This window comes from Sorangium sp. So ce204 (genome assembly GCF_051526795.1).
Taxonomy (GTDB): domain Bacteria; phylum Myxococcota_A; class Polyangia; order Polyangiales; family Polyangiaceae; genus Sorangium; species Sorangium cellulosum_B.
In genome coordinates this window covers 12,712,010-12,729,912 of sequence record NZ_CP150317.1, presented here as the reverse complement: position 1 = coordinate 12,729,912, position 17,903 = coordinate 12,712,010, and the positions used below count along the sequence as shown (strand labels likewise).

Sequence of the window (17,903 nt, the reverse complement as noted above, 5' to 3'; positions counted from 1 at the left end):
ACATGAGCCGGATGTTCGACACGCCGGTCCTGCCCCGGCTTCCCGAGCTGCTCCAGGAGGTGCACGAGGGCACGATCCAGGTCCCCGAGTTTCAGCGCGGCTACGCGTGGTCGGACGAGCAGCGGCTCCGGTTGATGGACAGCATCTGGCGCGGCATTCCGATCGGCAGCCTGCTCGTCTGGCGCACCACAAGCGATCGGGGGATCCGGGTCAAGACGCAAATCGGCCCCTGCCCCCTGCCCCAGGGCCAGCGTTCGGGCGCTCGCGGATATCTCGTTGACGGCTTGCAGCGCGTCACCACGCTGTACTCGGCCCTGATGCCGCTCCCCGAGGGCGTGGAGCAGGACGGCGAGGGGCGCCGCTGGCCCATCTACTACGATCTCGCCGCCCCGCCCAGCGACGACCTGCGCTTCCGATTGCGCCACGGCCGGCAGAACGCGCCGTCCACGTGGATACCGCTCGCGTGCTTGCTCGACGACGATCTGTTCTTCAAGTTCCGCACACAGCTCGTGGACATGGGGCGGCGGGATCTTCTGCAGGAGGCGCGGCGGCTGGAGAGCCGCTTCCGCAGCTACGTCGTGCCCGTAGTCCCGCTGGTCTCGGACGACCAGGAGCTGGTCACCGAGGCGTTCGCCCGGGTGAACAGCTACGGCCAGGACCTCGACGAAGGGGACATGGCCCACGCTCTCACGCTGGGGAGGACCTTCAGCTTCAACGACGAGCTGGCCGTCATCTCCGAGCAGCTCTCTCCGATGGGCTTCGGCGAGCTCGATCGCAAGACCATCATCGCCGCACTGAAAGGGATGTGGGATCTCGACATCTACAAGTCGGGCGCCAAGGGGCTGAAGCTCAAGCTCGAATCGCAGGACGGCCGAGATCTGCTCCGCGCGTTCCCCGAGATCTTCGCCCCGGTCGCCGATTTGCTGCGTGAGTTCGGGGTCTACGGTCCCGGAAGCCTGCCTTACGCCTACCAGCTCGTCGCCCTGGTGCGGGCGCGTCACGTCATCGGCGAGCCTGGCCTGCGGCAGGCTCGGCCGGCGCTGGAGCGGTGGTTCTTCTGGACGAGCTATCACGAGCACTTCACCGGCATGACGAGCGGTCAGCTCCGACAGGAGTTCGAGCGTGTCGAGGCGCTGATCCGGGGACATCACCTGGCGAACTTGATGGCGCGGCCCGTGGTCCAGCCCGTGGACAAGCTGCGGCTCAACTCGGTGCGCTCGCGCCTCGCCCTGCTCGTGATGGCGACCGCGGGCGACCGCGAAGCCGGCGGCGACACGCAGAGGCGCCTCTACGGCGCGATGGGCAACGAGGCGCTGCATCGCCTCTTTCCGGAGCGATCGGCGCACGATCTGGCGAACCGGGTCATCGCCAGCGACGACGGTCTAGCACAGCTCCGCGCATGGATCGGCGCGCCGGGCCCGGGTCTGCCGGGGCTCGAGAGCAATCGCGATGTCGAGCTAGCGGCTCGCCATCTGCTTCCAGCGGACGATAGAACGCGTACCCCGGAGACGGTGCTCGGCTGGCGCTACCAGCGGCTGTGGCGCGAAGAGCGTGACCTGATCCAGCATTTTGGCGGATCCTGGGAGCTCCCCGAAGGCGAAGATCTGGACGACTGAGTCACCAAAGACGATAGGAAGTCGGGCCAACGTTGGGGACGCTCGCGTGCGCGTTGGATCGCGCTGCCAGCCATGGCCGCGCGGAGGCTCACGGCCCTGGCAGGTCGCGCGCGCACATCGCCGATACATAGTAGTGGCGACCATTCGTCTCGTACGGCGCGCGGTAGGTCGTCGTCTGCCGGTATCCGGCGGCGACGAAGCTCCCGCCGTGCGTGACGCGCAGGGCAGCGTGATTGTCCAGGCGGGAGCAGTCGTCGCACGGCACGAGCGGGCGGTCGTCGTCGGCGGCGTCGCGCGTGACCTTGTAGGCCTCGCCGGCGAGATCGAGCTGGCCCCAGCGCCCCGCTCCCCTGGGAAAGGAGCCGACAGGCGCGAGATCGTCCGTGGTGCAGTGGATGAGGCTCCACGGGGGAAACGCGTCCTCGCAGGGCAGCGACGTCGAGCCTTCCCCCTGGCAGCAGAAGGCCGCGTCCTCGGAGGTGATGGGGGAAGAGCCCCACGGATACAGCCGCTGCTCGTCGCCGCCAGCAGCGGCGTAGTTCATCTCGGCCTGGGTCGGCAGGCGCCCGCCGTCCCACGCGCAGAACGCGAACAGCTCGAGCCATGTCGCGCACACGATGGGTTTGTCCTCGTTCGCGGCCGGAGCGTCGGTCCACGTCGGCCAGCCGTAAGGATCGCAGACGAGCGCCCGCTTCATCGCGGCCGTTGTCGCCGGGAGCATCGCGTTCCAGGCCGGGTCCCACCCGCTGTCCGGGATCTTCGGGTGCGCCCCTGCGCCGGCCGGCGGCGGGCTCGCCTGCGTCGGGCCGCCTGTCTCTTCCAGGTAGCGGCGAAACCGCCCGACCGTGACCATGTACTTGTCCAGGTGGAAGCTGCTCACGCTCGCCGGATACCGCGGGTCGTTGAGCCGGTTGAACGTGCCGCCGGGCACGGGCAAGCTGGCGCAGCAGTCGTCGTCGTGGCCGAGGCCACAGCGGTCGTCGGCGCCGGGTGTGCCGCCCGCGCAGCTCGGCGGAGGCGCCTGCGCGCGGTCGCGCCCTGCGTGAACGGAAGCATTCGCGTCCTGCTCCGCAACGCCGCCGCTGTACGCGTGGCTGGATCCCAGGATCGCCGCGAGCGTGCAGAGGGCGAGGAGGGTCGATAGCGGCTGTCGAGGCGGTCGCGTGGCCATTGGAGCGGTTAGGTGCGAGCGCCGCCGCTCTGGTTGTGCGACACGGCGGAAGGCCCGCGCGAGGCGGCCCGGGCGCCCAGGCGCACGGGGACCAGCGCGCTCCTGCGCGCGTCCGCGCGCGCGCGTCCGCACTGTGCCGCTGGCGCGCGAGATCAGGCCTGGATCCAGGCCCTTCCGGGCAGCTACGCTGGAGTGCCCTCATGCCTCCGCACCGACCGCCTCGCGACCCCGGCCATCGTTACCCTTCATTGCCCTCGTCCGTGGTGTCCGCGTTCATCCGCCCCGCGAGGCTCGATGCGCTGCTCGCCCCCTGGATGCCCGACGCGGAGGAGCGCGCCTTCGTCGTCCGGTGCATCGTCGGGGAGGGCCCGGTCCATCACCGGGGCGCGAGCTACACGCTGGTCTGCCTGCTCGGTCTGCTGCTCGAGGAGCTCGGCCCGCCGGCGGGCGGCGCGCCGAGCGGCGAGTCGCTGCCCGTCCCGATCCGCCTGCCGCCGCACCTCGCGCGCGGCAGCGAGCACGACTACCCGCTGGCCCTCCCGCTCGCGCCGCTTACGCGCCTCGCCCCGAAGGGCTCGCCGGAGCTCGCGGCGCTCGTCGACTGCCTGACCGACGGCCCGCCGCACCACGCGCTCGCCAACGCCGCGATGGTCTGCCTGCTCGACGCCCTCTTCGCGCGCGCCGAGCGCGCCCGCGCCGGGGCGGAGCCGGCCTGATGGCGCTGCCGCCGGCGCTCGGACAGGCGTTCCGGATGGTGGCCGCCGAGCTGGGCATGCGCTCGGCGGCGCGGCTGTTCCTGCGCGAGCTGATGGGCGAAGGCGGCGCCCCGCTCGCGCGCGAGGCCCGCGACCAGCTCGGGCGCGAGTTCCCCGTCCTCGACTTCGTCGCCGAGCAGTGGCTCTCCGGCGGCGCCGAGGCGCCGCTCGACCTGGCGGGCGTCCTCGACGCGCTCCGCGGCGTGACCCGGCTGCTCGTCGTGGGGCTGGAGGCCGACTGCCTCGACGCGCTCGTGCCGCGGCTCTCCGGCGTCGAGGCGGGCCTCGTCACCGACGCGGGCGGGCTCGACACGGACTTCGGCCGCGTGCTCGCGAACTACGACGGGCTCATCGCGCCGGTGGGTCTGTCCGAGCTCCACCGCTGGGCCGGGCGCAGGAGCGCGCTGCTCACGTTCGTCTACGGCACCGACGGGCACGCGGCGCACGTGAGCCCCTCGTGGCTGCGCGTCTCGGGCCCCGACGTGCGGACCCAGTTCCGCTCGCTGATCGGCTGGGACATCCTCGGCCGGCCCATGACGGTGTACCCGCGCTGGATGGTCGAGACGAGCTCGGCCGATTTTTCCTGCCTCGTCGGGCCGGCCCCGCGCGGCCCCGCGCCCGAGGTCGCCGCCGCCGGCGCGGGCGACCCGCGCGCGCTCGCGCCGGCGATCGAGGCGACGTGACGGCGCCCCAGGCCGCGCTCTTCGCCGTCCTGCTCGGCGCGCTGCTGCTCCAGGCGCTCCTGCCGTCGCGCCGCGTGCTCATCGTGACGGGCGGCGCGGGCCTCGCCTGCCTCGCGTCGACGCTGCTCGGGGTCGCGACGACGCCGCTCCTGCTCGCCGACGTGCCGTGGGACGTGCTCGTCATCCTCGTGACGCTGGGGCTCCTGTCCCAGCTCTTCGCCGCCTCGCGGCTCTTCGATCGGCTCGCCGTCGCGGCGACGCGGCTGAGCGGCGCCGAGCCCTTCCGCGTCCTCCTCGTGTTCTCGATCGCGATGTACGTCGTGAGCGGCGTCGTCAACAACCTCACGGCGCTCGTGCTCGTCCTGCCGGTGCTGCACGTGCTGCTCAAGCTGATGGGCACGCGCCAGCGGTACGTCTCCTGGCTGCTCGGCCTGCTGCTCGTCGCGTGCAACCTCGGCGGGGCCGCCACGCCGATCGGCGATTTCCCGGCCATCCTGCTGCTCGGCCGGGGCAGCATGACGTTCGGGGGCTACCTCTCGCGCGCCGCCCCGGCGACGCTCTGCGCGCTCGCCGTGCTGCTCCTCGTCGTGCGCGCCGTGGTGCGCCCGACCGCGGGCGTGCCGCGCGATCCGGTCTCGGCGCGGCTCACGCGCGCGGCCATGGAGGCGCTGCACCGGCGGGTGCGGACCGACAGGCGCCTCCTCGTGCCGGCGGCGGCGTCGCTCGGCGCGATGGTCGTCGCGTGGCTGTTCCTGCCCGCGGAGCTCGGCGTCGGCCCCGAGCTCGTGTGCTGGCTCGGCACCGGCGCGGCGCTGCTCGCGTCGCGCAGGCTCGGCGAGCGGCTCGCGCGGACGGGGCTCGACATCGAGGCGGTGCTCTTCCTGCTCTCGCTCTTCGTGATGGTCGCGGCGGTGCGGCGCACCGGCCTGTTCGAGGAGGTCTCGCGCTCGCTGGCGCGGCTCCCGGTCGCCCCGTCGCTGCAGCTCGTCGCGTTCCTCGTGCTCGCCGGCGTGCTCACCGGGCTGTTCTCGGCGGGCCCCAGCATGGCGGCGCTGCTCGACGTGGCCGAGTCGCTCGCCGAGCGGCTGCCCGCGCCCGCCGTGTACGTCGGCCTCGCCCTGTCCGTCTGCGCGGGCAGCTCGCTCTTCCTGACCGCCGCGACGTCGGGCCCGCTCGCGCAGGCGCTCACCGAGCGGGCCGACCTGCGGGACGTCGACGGCAGGCCCATCCGGTTCGGCTTCTTCGATTTCCTGCCGACCGGGCTCCTGAGCTTTGCGGTCATCCAGGCCGTGGCGATCGCGTATGCGCTCCTCGCCATCTGGGCGGGGCGATGAGGTCGCCCACCGGGGGGCACGAGTTGGGTCACCCGTACGGCAGATGGGTCGCACCCGCATCTGGGTGGGTGCGCCTAGAGCATGACGACGGGTCGCATCCATCTCCCGCTGGCTCCCCTTCCAGAAGGAAGACGGGTCGCACCCGTCTCCGGCTGGACATGCCCCCAACAAAACACGGGTCGCCCCGTCTCCCGCTGGCCCCTCTCCAACAAAAAGACGGGTCGCACCCGTCTCCCGGTGGACGTGCCTCCACAAAAAGATGAGTCGCACTCGTCTCCCGGTGGACGTGCCTCCAACAAAAGACGAGTGGCGCTCGTCTCGCGGTGGACGAGCCTCCAACAAAAGACGAGTGGCGCTCGTCTCGCGGTGGACGAGCCTCTAGCAAAACACGTGTCCGGTCCGGTCATCACGCGCGAGGCATCGCGGCGACGTAGCGCAGCTGCAACGCGCGGCGCTCCTCCTCCGTCGACGCCGTGATGAGCTCGATGTAGGGCTCGAAGGCGAGCGGCATGGGGAGATCGAAGAGCAGGTGCTTCTCCGGATCGACGCTCTTCCCCGCGCCATGACACAGGAACAGCCGCTCCTGGAGCAGCGGGAAGACGGCGAGCGAGGTGAGCTCGTGCCGCTCGATCGTCTCGATGTCGGCAATCGACGGCTCGAGGATCTCGTCGAACACACCGCTCGGATGCTTGAAGGGACCTCCGGCGTGATGGTTCACGTCCTTGCACACGAGCGCCCCTCCGCGACCGATCGTGATGAACGAGCGCTCGTGAGGCGTGCCCTCCTAGACCGTCACCCGTCGGCTCGTCGCGTCGGGGTGGATCCACGCGGTCGGGAGGTCGACGTTCAACGGCTCCACGCCCTTGACCCGGCCGATCGCGCTCGACCTGAGGAGCTGCCGGGTGACGCCCGCGCAGAAGAGGACGTCCGCCGGAGCGAGCCGTGTCCCCTGCCAATCGCGATCGCGGCGGAAGTGACGGAAGAAGACGAGGTAGGGAGACCTGCTCATCTGCGCGAGGACGAAGAGCCCTCGGCGGGTCTCGAGATCGATCACGTTGCCAACGCCCCAGGTGACGCGCCCCATCGCGGCCGCGACTCTACCCATTCCGGCTCGCTCCGGCGAGGCGAGCGCCCTCGATCGCGGCCGTGGATGGCCTTCCCGGACCCGCCGTATCGGGCGGCGCCGATCCCGGCGTCACCGCGCCTCGCCGCCAGGGTTGAAGTCAGCGCATGACGGGCACTTGGACGCCGCGCAAGCCAGCGCGGGGCACGACGTCGGGCAGCTCGGGTCGTCCGGGTCGCATTTGATGAGCTGCCAGGTCAACGAGCTCATATCCTTTAGATCCGCTGGGCACACGTCGACGTCGAACGCATGCGACGCCACCATGGTGAGTGTGTGGCAGCCCGCCGTCACGGAGGACGAGTCCAGGAACCAGCGCCTCACGAAGGGGCGCTGCCCTTCATTCATCGTGCCCGCCTCGATGGCCTCGAACGGGTAGGCGCGGTCCCGGTAGGGCTGCCCGGCTGAATTGCGGGTGCCGTAATCGAGGTAGAGCGCGATCTCGACATCCACGCTGTTGTCCTCGGAGAGCACGGCAGCGCCGAAGTCCACGAAGACGTCTTGTTCCTGAATGTAGACGGCCTGCAGCTGGCTGGGAGATGCCGCAGACGCGATCAGGTACGGTGCCGTCTGCGGAGGCGTCTCGTGATCGGGCTGCGAGAGGAGGAGGCAGCCCGACGCGAGCAGCGCGAGGGCCGTCAGCGCGGCCGAGGAGAGAGCGCGCGCCACCGACGCCGCAGCGCGCAGGGATGGACCGAAGGATGGGACAGACATGGTCAGAGGATCACGGGCTACCAGGACCATTCTACACGGGGGGCGGGCCGCCTCGGTACGCGGAAACTTGCGCGAGGGCGCCGACCTTCCAGCCGGGTCGGTTCGGGTCCCCCGAGCGTCGACCCGGCTTGCAGGCTCATGGGGCCAGCGGGAGACGACGTGATCCGCCTCGACGATGCGTGACACCGCGAAACGTCTCGAGATCCCCGGCGCCGCGCGCGAAGCGCCGGGGTCTCGCCGCCGCGGCCAGCGTGCGTGAACGCCACCGATGTGCGGGGTCTCGGAGCACGCCGCCAGACGCGCCTCGCCAGCGTGTAATTTTCCACGTCGCGATTGCTGTGCACGCAGGGCCGGTGATAGCGTCTCCTGATTGCCTGGGGGTGCCATGCCTGTACGACATATCATGTTCAATGCGCTGCCCGATCCCGTCCGCGATCGGCTCGTTCGGTGCCTCGATGGCCAGGGCCCGCCCAGGCCGATCCTCTCCGCGCCGACGAGCGCAGGCGCGGGGATCCTCGGATGGGGCTTCCTCGCGCTGGCCGCCGCCGCCGTGACCCTGGTGCTCGTCTGCAATCGTTTTGGATCGCTTTGGTCAGGCGTTCAGGGCACGGGGCACCTTCTCGGCTACGCCGGCGGCCTCTTCCTGCTCTTCGTGTCGACCCTGATGGCCATCAAGCGGCTCAGGTTCAAGTCGACCCTCCCGTTCAGGACGGGCCGGTATCTCTTGCCGGCGGACTACGTCGACGCGACGGGGCCCAGGCTGACGATGATCCCGATGTCGGATCTCGTGAACGTCGGCGCGGTACACCACCACACGAATGGGGTCTACACCCACTCGCGCATCACCTTCAGCTTCCAGGGGAACGTCAGCCAGTCGTTCGACGTCCGTTCACAGGCAGAGGTCCAGGCCAAGATCGGCGAGCTCGAGTGGTCCCGGCAGGCGCTCCGGGCCGCGTTCGCGTCGAGGGACGTGCAGCAGCTCATCGCGCTGGATCCGTTCTTCGAGGTCCGGCGCGACGACGCGTGGGACAGGCTCGTGGCCGTCGATCCACCACACGCGGCGGGCGGCCACGCGCCGCGTGTGGGCGCGATGCCGTCGTTCCTCCACCCCGGCTTCATCGCGGGCGCCTCGGCGCTGGTGGCCGTGATCCTCGCGCTGCCCTTGTGGTACGTGCGCAACCTTCTGAGCGACGAGGCGATGTTCCGCAGCGCCAAGGAGGTAGGGAGCGAGTTCGCCTACGAGGGCTATGTCCATTCAGGCCGCAGGCACCTCGATGAAGTGAAGAACAGCTTGCTCCCCCGGGCCGCGCTCGCGGAAGCAAAGCGCGAGGGCAGCGTCACCGCGCTGCGCGCTGTCCTCAAGAAGTACCCGGGATCGGTGGTGGAGGGAGAGACGCGCGCCGCGGTCCATGCGCTCTTCTCGAAGACGCTGGCCGACTTTCGAGCGCAAGCCTCGACGTCGGACCCGGTCATGCTGAGCTTCATGGAGAAGCTGATCTCGTATCTGGAGAAGAGCGAGCGGTCGACCGTCGAGGTCCGCTTCGACCCGCCCTCCACCGACATGCTCGCGAAGCTGGATGTGGTCTTGCAGCAGAAGGCGCAGGCCCTCCGCCCGCGGGGCGCGGGCGTGGCGCCCGTCGCGAAGCATTTCGATGTCGAGCACTCCCTTCCTCGCGAGGCGGCCATCGTGAACAACCTGGCGGCCGGCTTCAAGCGGGTCTTCCCGACGGACATCCTCGAGCTCAAGCAGGGGGAGCGCCTGACCGACGACGCCGGCGCAGCCAGGGTCGATCCGAGCGTTCCGACGATCGACATCCATTACGATGTCGGCTGGTCCGGCACCATGTACTCGGGCGAGCGCAGCGAACGAGCGTTCGTCGGCATCCTGGTCGATTTCGACGGGACCATGCGGATCCCCGGAGAGCGCGACGCGTTCGACTTCAAGCTGAAGGTGATGCCCCCGGACGAGTTCACCGTGGAGTACAGGAGCACGGCAGGGCTGGGGGCCAACCTCGCGAGCGCGCCTCCCGATGACCGGGTCTACGAGGTGATGGCGCTCCGCGCCTTCGACCAGCTCGCGGGCAAGCTCAGGAGCATCTTCTTCAAGCCTGGGAGCATAGCGCTCCAGGGGGCGGACGAGAGCGGCCCGGCGCAGGGGGGCTCGTCCCCCGGCGCGCGCCCGCTCGGGCGCTCCCCGCGCCAGTGACCGGCTGAGCACGCGCGGGCAGTCGCCCTCGAGGTGGCGGAGACTCCGCGACACGCGGCCGTAGCGCTAGTTGCACCCCAGCCGGCACACCATGGCCGCCGTGTAGGAGCACCCGTGGTCGCCCCATATCGTGGAGCTCGGCCCCGTGCACCGGAACGCGCACCCCCGCCCGTCGGCGGTCGCCTCGGCCGTCAGCCGGTATCCCTCGGCGCTGCAGCTCCCCGTCGATGACAGGCAGCTCGCCAGCTGCGGCTCGCACTGCTCGACCACGTAGCCGGCCGGGCACGTCCAGTCGACGCTCGCCCGGCCGTAGTCCGGCGACCGCCCCGTCTCGGTCGCGATCGGCTCGTGCTTCGAGAAGGTCGGCATCCCCGTCGTGACCTGGAGCGGCACCACGACGGCCCGCTCGCGCGGCACCACCGGGGCGGACGCGTCCTTCGGCTGCACGACGAACGTGTCCCGCCGCGTCTGACGCTCGCACCCGGCCGTCGCGCCCTCCGGCGTCCACGAGAACGCGAGCTCCGCGCTCCCGTGCGCGGGCACCTCGACCGTGCGCTCGCCGTGGGTCACCCGGACATCGACCTGCGCCCGGTTCGTGATGAGCGCCTGCGCCGTCCCCGTGGCGCCGTACGGCACCACGCCGAGGTCGACGGGCAGCGGCGCGATCTCGGGCTCGGCGAGCGAGAAGCGGCACACGTCCGCCACCGGGTAGATCGCGTACGCCAGCGGCACCGCCTTCTTGACCTCCATCCGCAGCGCGCCGAACGCCTGCCCGCCTCCCTTCGCGCCCGCGACCGGCGCGCCCTCGACGCCCTCGATGGCCAGCTCCCCGACCGAGGTCATCGTCACCCGGCGGTCCCCCGCCTCGAGCCGGGCCTTGAACAGGCCGAGCGCCGTGCCGTGCGCCTCGCCGGCCGTCACGTCCGTCTCGTAGGCGACCATCGCGCCGCGCTTCACGGCACCGATGAAGTGCGTCGCGCGACCGCAGGCGCAGCCGCCGGCCGCCGCCGGCACCACGCTCTCGGTCGGCTCGAAGAACTGCGGATCCTCGTCCGCGACCAGCGCCATCGCGACCAGCCGCAGCCGGCGCCGGTGGAGCGTCCCACCGGCGCTGAAGTACGCCGGCAGATCGACGTCGGCGCCGACGAGGACCGAGTCGACAGCGATGCCCACGTAACGGAAGTCGATCGCGCGCTCGCCCGGCGCCGGCGCGGGTGCGCCCGGCGCCGCCGTCGCCGCCGGGATCGCGGCCACCGTCTGCGCCGCGGGCGCTGCCGCCGCCCCGGGCGCGCCCGTCACCGCGGGCGCCGCCGGCTCCGCCTTCGGACGGGCGCAAGCAAGGCCGACCGGCGAGAACGCGCCCGCCGCGCTCCTCGACAGCCCGCGGCCCGGCACCATCGCGCTCGATGTGTCGAGGAGGTAGTCGTGCCGCACGTCGCTGAACGCCCGCGCGGCGGCGAGCAGCGCCCCGGCCTGAGAGCAGCCGCTGTCCTTGCAGCCCGGCAACACCGCCGCGCCGGCCGGCTTGCGCGCCGGCGGGACCGGCACCTCCGGCGGCCCGGGGCAGCCGAGCGCGGAGGCCAGCGCCCCGAGGAGGAGCCCGCCCGCGCGCAGCGGCGCGGCGCGCCGCCGGCGAGCGCGATCTGCGCCGCTCACGGCCATGCGATCGTCATCCACCGGACGCGCCCTGAGCCGCTCACCGCGTCGTCCGCAAAGAACAGCGAGGCGCCGGACCGCCCCGCGAACGCCGGCGACACGTCCTGCGACGCGCCGCCGGTCAGCCACGCCAGCGGCTTCAGGGAGGGCGCCGACACGTCGCCGGGCGCCAGCGTGAACGCGTTCAGCTCCACCGCGTCCCCCGGGGCCGACGCGAGCACACCGCGGCAGATCTTGTCGCACGCGAGCGCGAGCGACGAGACCGCCGCGCCGTCCGGGCCGCTCACCACGACGGGCGGGCCCTGCACCGCGCCGTTGCCGTCGACCCGCACGAGCCGCGCGCGCCCGCCGGCCCCCGCGCCCCCGCCGGACTCGTCGGCCGGCTCGTCGATCCAGCCGACGAAGAGCCCGCCTTCGAGCGGCGCGATCACCGGGCTGCGCGAGTGCTCCGAGGACGCGTGGAGGCGCGATTCGTCGCCGATCCGCTGCAGCGTCTTCGCGTCGAGCCGCGCGAGGAAGATGTCGCCGACGGGCTCGTCGCCCTGGCCAGCCGCTCCGCCCGCAGCCGCGCCGCCGCCCGCGGCCGCTCCGGCACCCGCAGCCGCGCCGCCCGCAGCCGCGCCGCCGTCCGTGCGCGCGTCGGACCACACGAGCCACACCTCCTGGCCGCGCACCGCGATCTGCACCTCGGCCGCGTCGAGCGGCGCGTTCGTGATGCGGCGGTCCGGCGCCGTCCGGTTCAGCGCGCGGTCCACCCGCGCCGCGTACACCTCGGCGTTGCCGTCGCGGGTGTCGATCCACGCGACGATGAAGCCCCCCGCGCCGTCGTAGGCGATCGCCACGTCGGACGCCTCGCTCGCGGCGCCGCCCTGCTTCTTCCGCGGCGCCGTGGTGAGCTTCTTCTGCGCGACCTTCGCGCCCGTCGCGTCGACCTTGGTCAAGTACACCTGCGTCTCGCCCCGCTCGCGCGCGACCCACGCGATCACGCTCTCGCCCTGCGTCGCGCCCTTGCCCTTCGCGTCGGCCGGGAGCGGCGGCGCCGCCGCGATCGCGACGCCGCCGAGCGACGACGCCTTCTGCGAGAGGACGCTCAGCTTGCCGAGGCCGCCCGGGGACACGGCGCGCACCGCGAGCGTCGCAGAGACCTCCTGCCCGCGGGGCGCGGCGTCCGACGCGCCCTCGACGAAGTACGTGACCCACGCCGAGAGCGCCGCGCCGCCGTCGAGCTCGACCGCCGCGACCTCGGCGATGGGGTCGCCCTCGGCGAGGGCGCGCACCGCGGTCGCGCGCGGCGGCGGGTCCTTGTCCTCCCGGAACGCGGGCGCGCGCCACGCGCTCTCGCGCACCGGGAGCGACACCAGCGCGAGCGGCGCCCGCGCGCCCGCCGCGCCGCCAGCGCCGCCAGACGGCGCGCCGGGCGCGGCGCTCGCCAGCGTCGCGCACGCGCCCGCGTGGCACGTCAGCCCGCGCACGAGGTACGGCACGCCGTCCGTCGCCGCGAACGGCGCGGCGCGCACCGGCTCTGCCGCCCGCACCGAGAGATCCGGGCCGAACCGCACGAACGTCGGCCAGACCGGCGGCGCGGCCGCCCCGTCGCGCGCCATCTTGAGCGTGGCGGGCGCGAGCGTCACCGCGGCGAAGCCGTCGCCGTCGGCCACGAGGTCGGGCGGCCCGCTCGCGCTGAAGACGAGCGCCGCCCGCTCCGCGCCGAGCGTCCCGTCCGGGCCGACCGACGCGAGGTGGATGAGGCGCCCCGGCCCGCGCGCGCCCGCGCCGCCGGCCTCGCCGCCGCGGGCGCGCAGCAGGTCCTCCCACGCGAGCAGCGCCCGCCCGCCTCCGCCCTGGGAGGGCGCGACGAGCGACACGAGCGCCTGCTCGCCGGACGGCGACGTCGCCTGCCGCGGCGCCACCACCACCTTGCCGCCCGGCTCGACCGCCGCGAGGTAGACGGCGCCGTCGATGTCCCGCTCGTCGGTCCAGGTGAGCAGGTAACGCCCACCGAGGGAGGCGATCTCGAGATCGATCTGCGCCGTCGGCTCGGGGCTGACGACCACCGGCGCCGACACCTTCCCGGCCGCGTCGATCTCCAGGAGCGCGACGGATCCGAGCTTCCCATCCTCCGCGGCGTCCGCCGCCTCCGCCTTGCGCGCGGGCTTGCCCTCGCCTCGGCCGCGCGGCGCGGCCGGCGGGAGCACGAGGGCGACCGCCGCGCCCCGCTCGGTGGCGACCGCGTGCCACCCGAGCACCTCGCGCGCGACCGACGCGGGCGCCGTCGGCTTGATCGCGGCGCCCTTGCCCTGCGCCACGACCGTCATGACCACGTCGACGCGGTCGACACCGGGGTGGGCGACACCGGGGTGGGCGACGCCGGGGTGGGCGACGCCGGCGCGAGCCGCGTCGCCCTGGGCCTCGCGCGGCATCTCCCACAGCACGAGCGCGCCCTGCGCGTTCGGGAGCACGTCGAGCCACGAGATCTCCTCGGCCGTCTGCGCGACGAGGCTCGCCGGGGCGCTCGGCTTGCCGGCGGGGTCGAGCGCGAGCACGCGCACCGCGCGGCTCCCCTCGATCTGCTCGATCCAGGCGGCGAGGTAGCCCTGCGGCGTGGCGCGCAGCGCGGCGACGGGCACGTCGGCGGCGACCGGCCCCGCGTCCACGGTGTCCCCTCGCGGCGCGCCGTCCGCGCCGAGGAGGCGCGTTCTCCAGCGCCCTCCCGCGGCGTGGAGCAGCAGCGCCTCGTCGCCGCGCCGGACGAAGTAGGGCGTCGCGTCCTCGTCGTCGAGCTCCGCGATCACGCGGGCCGGCAGGAGCGGCGGCCCTTCCGGCGCCTTCGGCTGCGCGGGCGGCGTCTTCACGACCCGCGCCGGGCGCGCGACGGGGGCCGGCGCTGCGCCGGAGCACCCGAGCGAGAGCGCGAGCGCGGCGCCGAGCAGCGCCGGCGCGCGGCGCCCGAGCGCGGGGCCGGTCAGGCGGCGTGCGTCGCGCCGCGGGCCGCGTGGAACCGAGGGGAGAGCGCTGCGGACGAGCATGGCGGCGACCATGCCAGAAGCGAAGAGCCCCCGCTACAGGGCGCCGCTCGGAGTCACGTCGCGGCGCTCCGGAGCACTAGCCCGCGCCCGGCCCCTCCTTGGTGGAGCGGAAGGGCAAGACCGGACCGCTCGGGACGCGCGAGATCGGCACCGTCCTGGTCTCCAGCGGTTCGAGATCGTCAAGGTCCTGCAAGGCCGCGCCCTCCTCGAGCGCCGGCGGTGGCTCCGCGTGCTGCGGCGGTTCCCGCACACCTCGGCTGGCCTGTGCCGCCGACCGATCCGACTCCGCCGAGACACGATGGAGATCGACCGACGGGTGCACGGCCGCATCCAGGAGCGATCGCACGTGCTCCGCCTGGAGCCGCAGGCCGACACGCTGCAGAAATGCCACGAGGGCGCTGGCCACCTGGGGAAAGGTGCTCGCGCAGCGAATCGGCGCATCCAGCGCGGCGCCCGCGTCGACCGCCTCTTGCCATGCGGCCACCGCGTCCTCCCGGCGACCGTCGAGGAGAGAGCACGTGCCCGCCATGCGGAGGGCCTCGATCGTGAGGAGGGCGATCCGTCCCCTTTTGGCCGCGCTGGCCGACGCGCGGTAAGCGACCGCGGCAGGCGCGTACCGCTTCGCCGTAAGGTACGCGCCGCCCGCGCCGAGCCAGGCTTGGCAGACGACCGGCCAGGCCGCTCTGCCCTCGGCGAGCTCTGCCGCCTTTCGATAGCTCTCGATGGCGAGATCCACCGTGCTCGCCGCGAGGCACGCCCCACCGAGGGCGATGAGCACCATCGACTCTTCGAGCACGAGCCCCTCCGCCCTGCACAGCTCGCGCGCTTTTCGGTAGTCCTCCGCCGCGCCGAGGGGATCGCGCGACGCGGTTTTCTGGCCTGCGCCAAGCAGGAAGGCACGCAGCCGCACCGCTGCGCCGACCGAGGGGAGCCTGCGCCCGGCCACCGCCTCCAGCGCACGCCGCTGCTCCTCGGTAGGCAGCGGGGGGCCCTGGATCGCCGGACCTGCGCTGCTGGCGGCGCCGAGATGCTTGAGGAAGTCCACGAGCTCTTCGGCGTCGATGTGGAAGCGTGCGCCGTCCTCGCCGAGGACGCCGTTCAATGTCCCTCCAGGCGGGTTCCAGACGGCGATCCGAACGCGCTTCGAGAAGCGCGTCCGCTGGAGCGCCGCGATGCTGTCCCGCCAGCCCGATCCGCACTCCACCCGGCCCGGCAAGAGCGCCAGGAGCACGCCGTCGAGGCGCTCTCCGAGCAACGTCGCCGCGCGCTCGAGCGTGAGCACTGCGCGCTCGAGCGCCGGAACCGCCAGCTCGCCAGCTCGCCCTCCATCGGGCGCGAAGACGGGCAGTGAGACCCCTTCTTCCTCAGCGCCCCGCCGGATGAGCTCGTAACCCTCCGAGATCGCGCGCGCCAGGCCCTCGAAGTAAGCGCGCGGATCGATGAATGGCTCCTCATGAAGGAACAACGGCCGCCGGTTCTCCGGGGCGAGCTCTTGGATCCTCAAGGTCTTGGCCACCTCGACGCGCTCGGACGGGCTCGCGACCAGAGGCAAGAGCGGGCCGCGGCCGGAGCGCCAGAACGCCTCGGCCTCGGCGAGGAACGCCTTGGAGGCTCGGGTGATCGGGTCCATGCGGCCTCAGTTGATCTTGACCATGCCGCCCGTGACATCCACGGTGCCGCCGGCGATCTTGACGGCGCCGCCGGTGATCTCGACGCCGCTGCCGCTGATCTTGATGGCGCTGCCGCCGGCGCCGAGGACGATCTCGCCGCTCGCGGTCACGTGGACGCTCGTGCCCTGCAGCGCGGCCTCGGCCGCGGCGATGAGGCTCAGGTTGGCGCCGGCCTGAACGCCGGCGTTGGCGCCGGCCGAGGTAGCGATGTTTGCACCGGCGGTCTGCGTGATGTCCGCTGCCCCGCTCAGCTCGACCGCGCCCGAGATCGTGTGCGTCATCGTCCCGGATACGGTCACCGATCGGCTTCCAGAGACGGTCTCCTCGGCGTTCCCCGAGACCGTGACGGCCTTGTTGCCGGCGACGATCTGGTCCGCGTTGCCGCCCACCGACTCGCTCCGGTTGCCCGAGACGGAGATCGATCGATTTCCTCCGACGGAGAGAGCATCGTTGGCGGCGATCGACGTGGTCTGGTTCGCTCCGACCGAGAGGGTTTGATCGGCGCCGACCGAGACCGTCCGATCGGCGCCGACGCTCAGGCTCTGGTTGGCGCCGACGCTGCTGCTCTGGTCGACGCTGATGGAGCTGGTCTGGCTGCCCTTGACGGACACGGACTCATCCCCATCGACGCTCTCGGCGTTGTTCCCCTTGACCGAGGTGGCGCGATCACCGCCTGTCGACTCCGTTCGGTTGACGCCGACGTCCGAGGTGCTGTCGTTGCTCACCTTCTCGGAGCGGTCGTGTCCCACGGTGCTGTTCCAGTCCTTTCCGGCGTGCATCTTGATCTGCTCCTTGCCCGCGGTGTCGTCGAAGCCGAGCTCGTTGTGCACGCCTGCGCCTGGGCTGGCGAACGACTTGAACATGCTCACGGTCGCAGCCCCGGATGCCGGGGCCGGCGGGCGGTTCGCGCCGTTGTAGACGCGGCCAGTGACGAGGGGTCGATCGGGATCGCCGTCGAGGTGATCCACGATCACCTCGACGCCGACGCGCGGGTGCCACACGCCGCCCTCGCCGACGCCGGCGAACACCTGGCTCACGCGGACCCAGCAGGAGCTCGGCTCCGTGGCCAGGCGCTCCTCGTCGAGATCCCAGTGGAACCTGAGCCGCACGCACCCGATCTCGGCGCCGGGAGGCCCCCCGACATGGATCTCCGCCCCCTGCGACCGTGGATCGGCGGTGACGAACGCCGTCTGGGAGCCGACGATCCGCGGCTTTGGGGTCACGCGCGGCGGCCGGAACCGAGACTCCGCGGGCGCGCCTCCCTTGCCGCGCCGGGCGCACTCGAAGGTGCACGAGAAGGGAACGGCGCCTTGGGCCGAGTCCACCGTGACCGCGCCCTGCTGCTCGCCACGGACGTCGAGCTTGGTGACCAGGTACTCGCCGTCGTAGCGGGCCTTCTCGTGATCGAGCTGGAAGACCGAGCCTGCGGAGAGCACCCTCGAAGCGCCGTCGCCCACGGCATATTCGGCCTCGGTGCGGTACCGATCGAGGCGCGCCTTCGCCAGCGGATCGCCCTGGCTGGGGGCGTCATGGGAATATCCGCCGGGGTAGCGGTACTCGAAGAGGTCCTCCTCGTCGCCCTTGGCCTCTGCGAGCAGGGCGAGCGCTGGTTTGCGCCAGTCGTAGTCCCTGAGGCGCACCTTTCGCTCGCGCAGCCTCGCGCCGAGCTTCACGCTGGTCACCGCGCGGCCTGCGATGTGGCTGCCGAGGGGATCGAACGGATCGAGGCGCGCCTTGCCCTGGTCGGAGTCGGAAAGGACGAGCAGGCAGGCGCCCGCGCCGTTCTCGAAATGGTAGCTGATGCCTTCTTCCTCGAGCAGGCGCGACACGAAGGCGAGGTCGCTCTCGTTGTACTGGACGCAGTAGGGCCTGACGTGCGCATCGTTGATGCGCGAGGGGTCGTCCATGCGCCAGGCGAACTTCTCCGCTGCAGGGGGGAGAAGCTCGAGGCA

General features: G+C 72.5%; 13 protein-coding genes. 5 read left to right on the top strand and 8 right to left on the bottom strand.

Features of this window, described 5'->3' with window-relative positions:
- Positions 1–2: 2 nt before the first annotated feature.
- Positions 3–1,616, top strand: coding sequence for a DUF262 domain-containing protein (locus tag WMF22_RS48135; protein WP_437296545.1), 1,614 nt, complete (start codon positions 3–5; stop codon positions 1,614–1,616).
- A gap of 88 nt (positions 1,617–1,704) precedes the next feature.
- On the opposite strand, the gene WMF22_RS48130 is transcribed toward WMF22_RS48135, so the two are convergent.
- Positions 1,705–2,787: a formylglycine-generating enzyme family protein gene (locus WMF22_RS48130; protein WP_438034126.1), complete on the bottom strand. Its 1,083-nt coding sequence runs from the start codon at positions 2,785–2,787 to the stop codon at positions 1,705–1,707.
- Positions 2,788–2,987: 200 nt separating this feature from the next.
- On the opposite strand from WMF22_RS48130, the gene WMF22_RS48125 reads away from it, so the two are divergent.
- From WMF22_RS48125 to WMF22_RS48115, 3 genes are read left to right on the top strand one after another with little or no spacing between them, the layout of a single operon-like run.
- Positions 2,988–3,503, top strand: a complete 516-nt coding sequence (locus tag WMF22_RS48125; RefSeq protein ID WP_438034125.1) for a hypothetical protein — start codon at positions 2,988–2,990, stop codon at positions 3,501–3,503.
- Complete coding sequence (locus WMF22_RS48120) at positions 3,503–4,225, top strand: hypothetical protein (RefSeq protein ID WP_438034124.1); 723 nt, start codon at positions 3,503–3,505, stop codon at positions 4,223–4,225. Before WMF22_RS48125 ends, WMF22_RS48120 begins: the two co-directional genes overlap by 1 nt.
- Positions 4,222–5,559 (top strand): SLC13 family permease, encoded by a 1,338-nt coding sequence (locus WMF22_RS48115; RefSeq protein WP_438034123.1) that lies wholly within the window; start codon positions 4,222–4,224, stop codon positions 5,557–5,559. Before WMF22_RS48120 ends, WMF22_RS48115 begins: the two co-directional genes overlap by 4 nt.
- 406 nt (positions 5,560–5,965) lie before the next feature.
- Here WMF22_RS48115 and WMF22_RS48110 read toward each other — a convergent pair whose 3' ends face one another.
- The 3 genes from WMF22_RS48110 to WMF22_RS48100 form a co-directional block, all read right to left on the bottom strand.
- Positions 5,966–6,235 carry a hypothetical protein gene (locus tag WMF22_RS48110; RefSeq protein ID WP_438034122.1) on the bottom strand — a complete coding sequence of 90 codons (270 nt, stop codon included), beginning with the start codon at positions 6,233–6,235 and terminating at the stop codon, positions 5,966–5,968.
- 108 nt (positions 6,236–6,343) lie between these two features.
- Positions 6,344–6,664, bottom strand: coding sequence for a hypothetical protein (locus WMF22_RS48105; protein ID WP_438034121.1), 321 nt, complete (start codon positions 6,662–6,664; stop codon positions 6,344–6,346).
- 90 nt (positions 6,665–6,754) lie between these two features.
- Positions 6,755–7,393 (bottom strand): hypothetical protein, encoded by a 639-nt coding sequence (locus tag WMF22_RS48100; protein ID WP_438034120.1) that lies wholly within the window; start codon positions 7,391–7,393, stop codon positions 6,755–6,757.
- 385 nt (positions 7,394–7,778) lie between these two features.
- Between WMF22_RS48100 and WMF22_RS48095 the strand changes: the two genes are divergently transcribed.
- On the top strand, positions 7,779–9,599 hold the full coding sequence (locus WMF22_RS48095; protein ID WP_438034119.1) for a hypothetical protein: 1,821 nt from the start codon (positions 7,779–7,781) through the stop codon (positions 9,597–9,599).
- 66 nt (positions 9,600–9,665) lie between these two features.
- Here WMF22_RS48095 and WMF22_RS48090 read toward each other — a convergent pair whose 3' ends face one another.
- The 4 genes from WMF22_RS48090 to WMF22_RS48075 form a co-directional block, all read right to left on the bottom strand.
- Positions 9,666–11,255 (bottom strand): hypothetical protein, encoded by a 1,590-nt coding sequence (locus WMF22_RS48090; protein WP_438034118.1) that lies wholly within the window; start codon positions 11,253–11,255, stop codon positions 9,666–9,668.
- Positions 11,252–14,293, bottom strand: a complete 3,042-nt coding sequence (locus tag WMF22_RS48085) for a hypothetical protein (RefSeq protein WP_438034117.1) — start codon at positions 14,291–14,293, stop codon at positions 11,252–11,254. Before WMF22_RS48085 ends, WMF22_RS48090 begins: the two co-directional genes overlap by 4 nt.
- Before the next feature lie 64 nt (positions 14,294–14,357).
- On the bottom strand, positions 14,358–15,911 hold the full coding sequence (locus WMF22_RS48080) for a hypothetical protein (protein ID WP_438034116.1): 1,554 nt from the start codon (positions 15,909–15,911) through the stop codon (positions 14,358–14,360).
- A gap of 6 nt (positions 15,912–15,917) precedes the next feature.
- Entirely contained in the window at positions 15,918–17,858 is a 1,941-nt protein-coding gene (locus WMF22_RS48075; protein WP_438034115.1) for a type VI secretion system Vgr family protein, read from the bottom strand.
- Positions 17,859–17,903 lie beyond the last annotated feature (45 nt).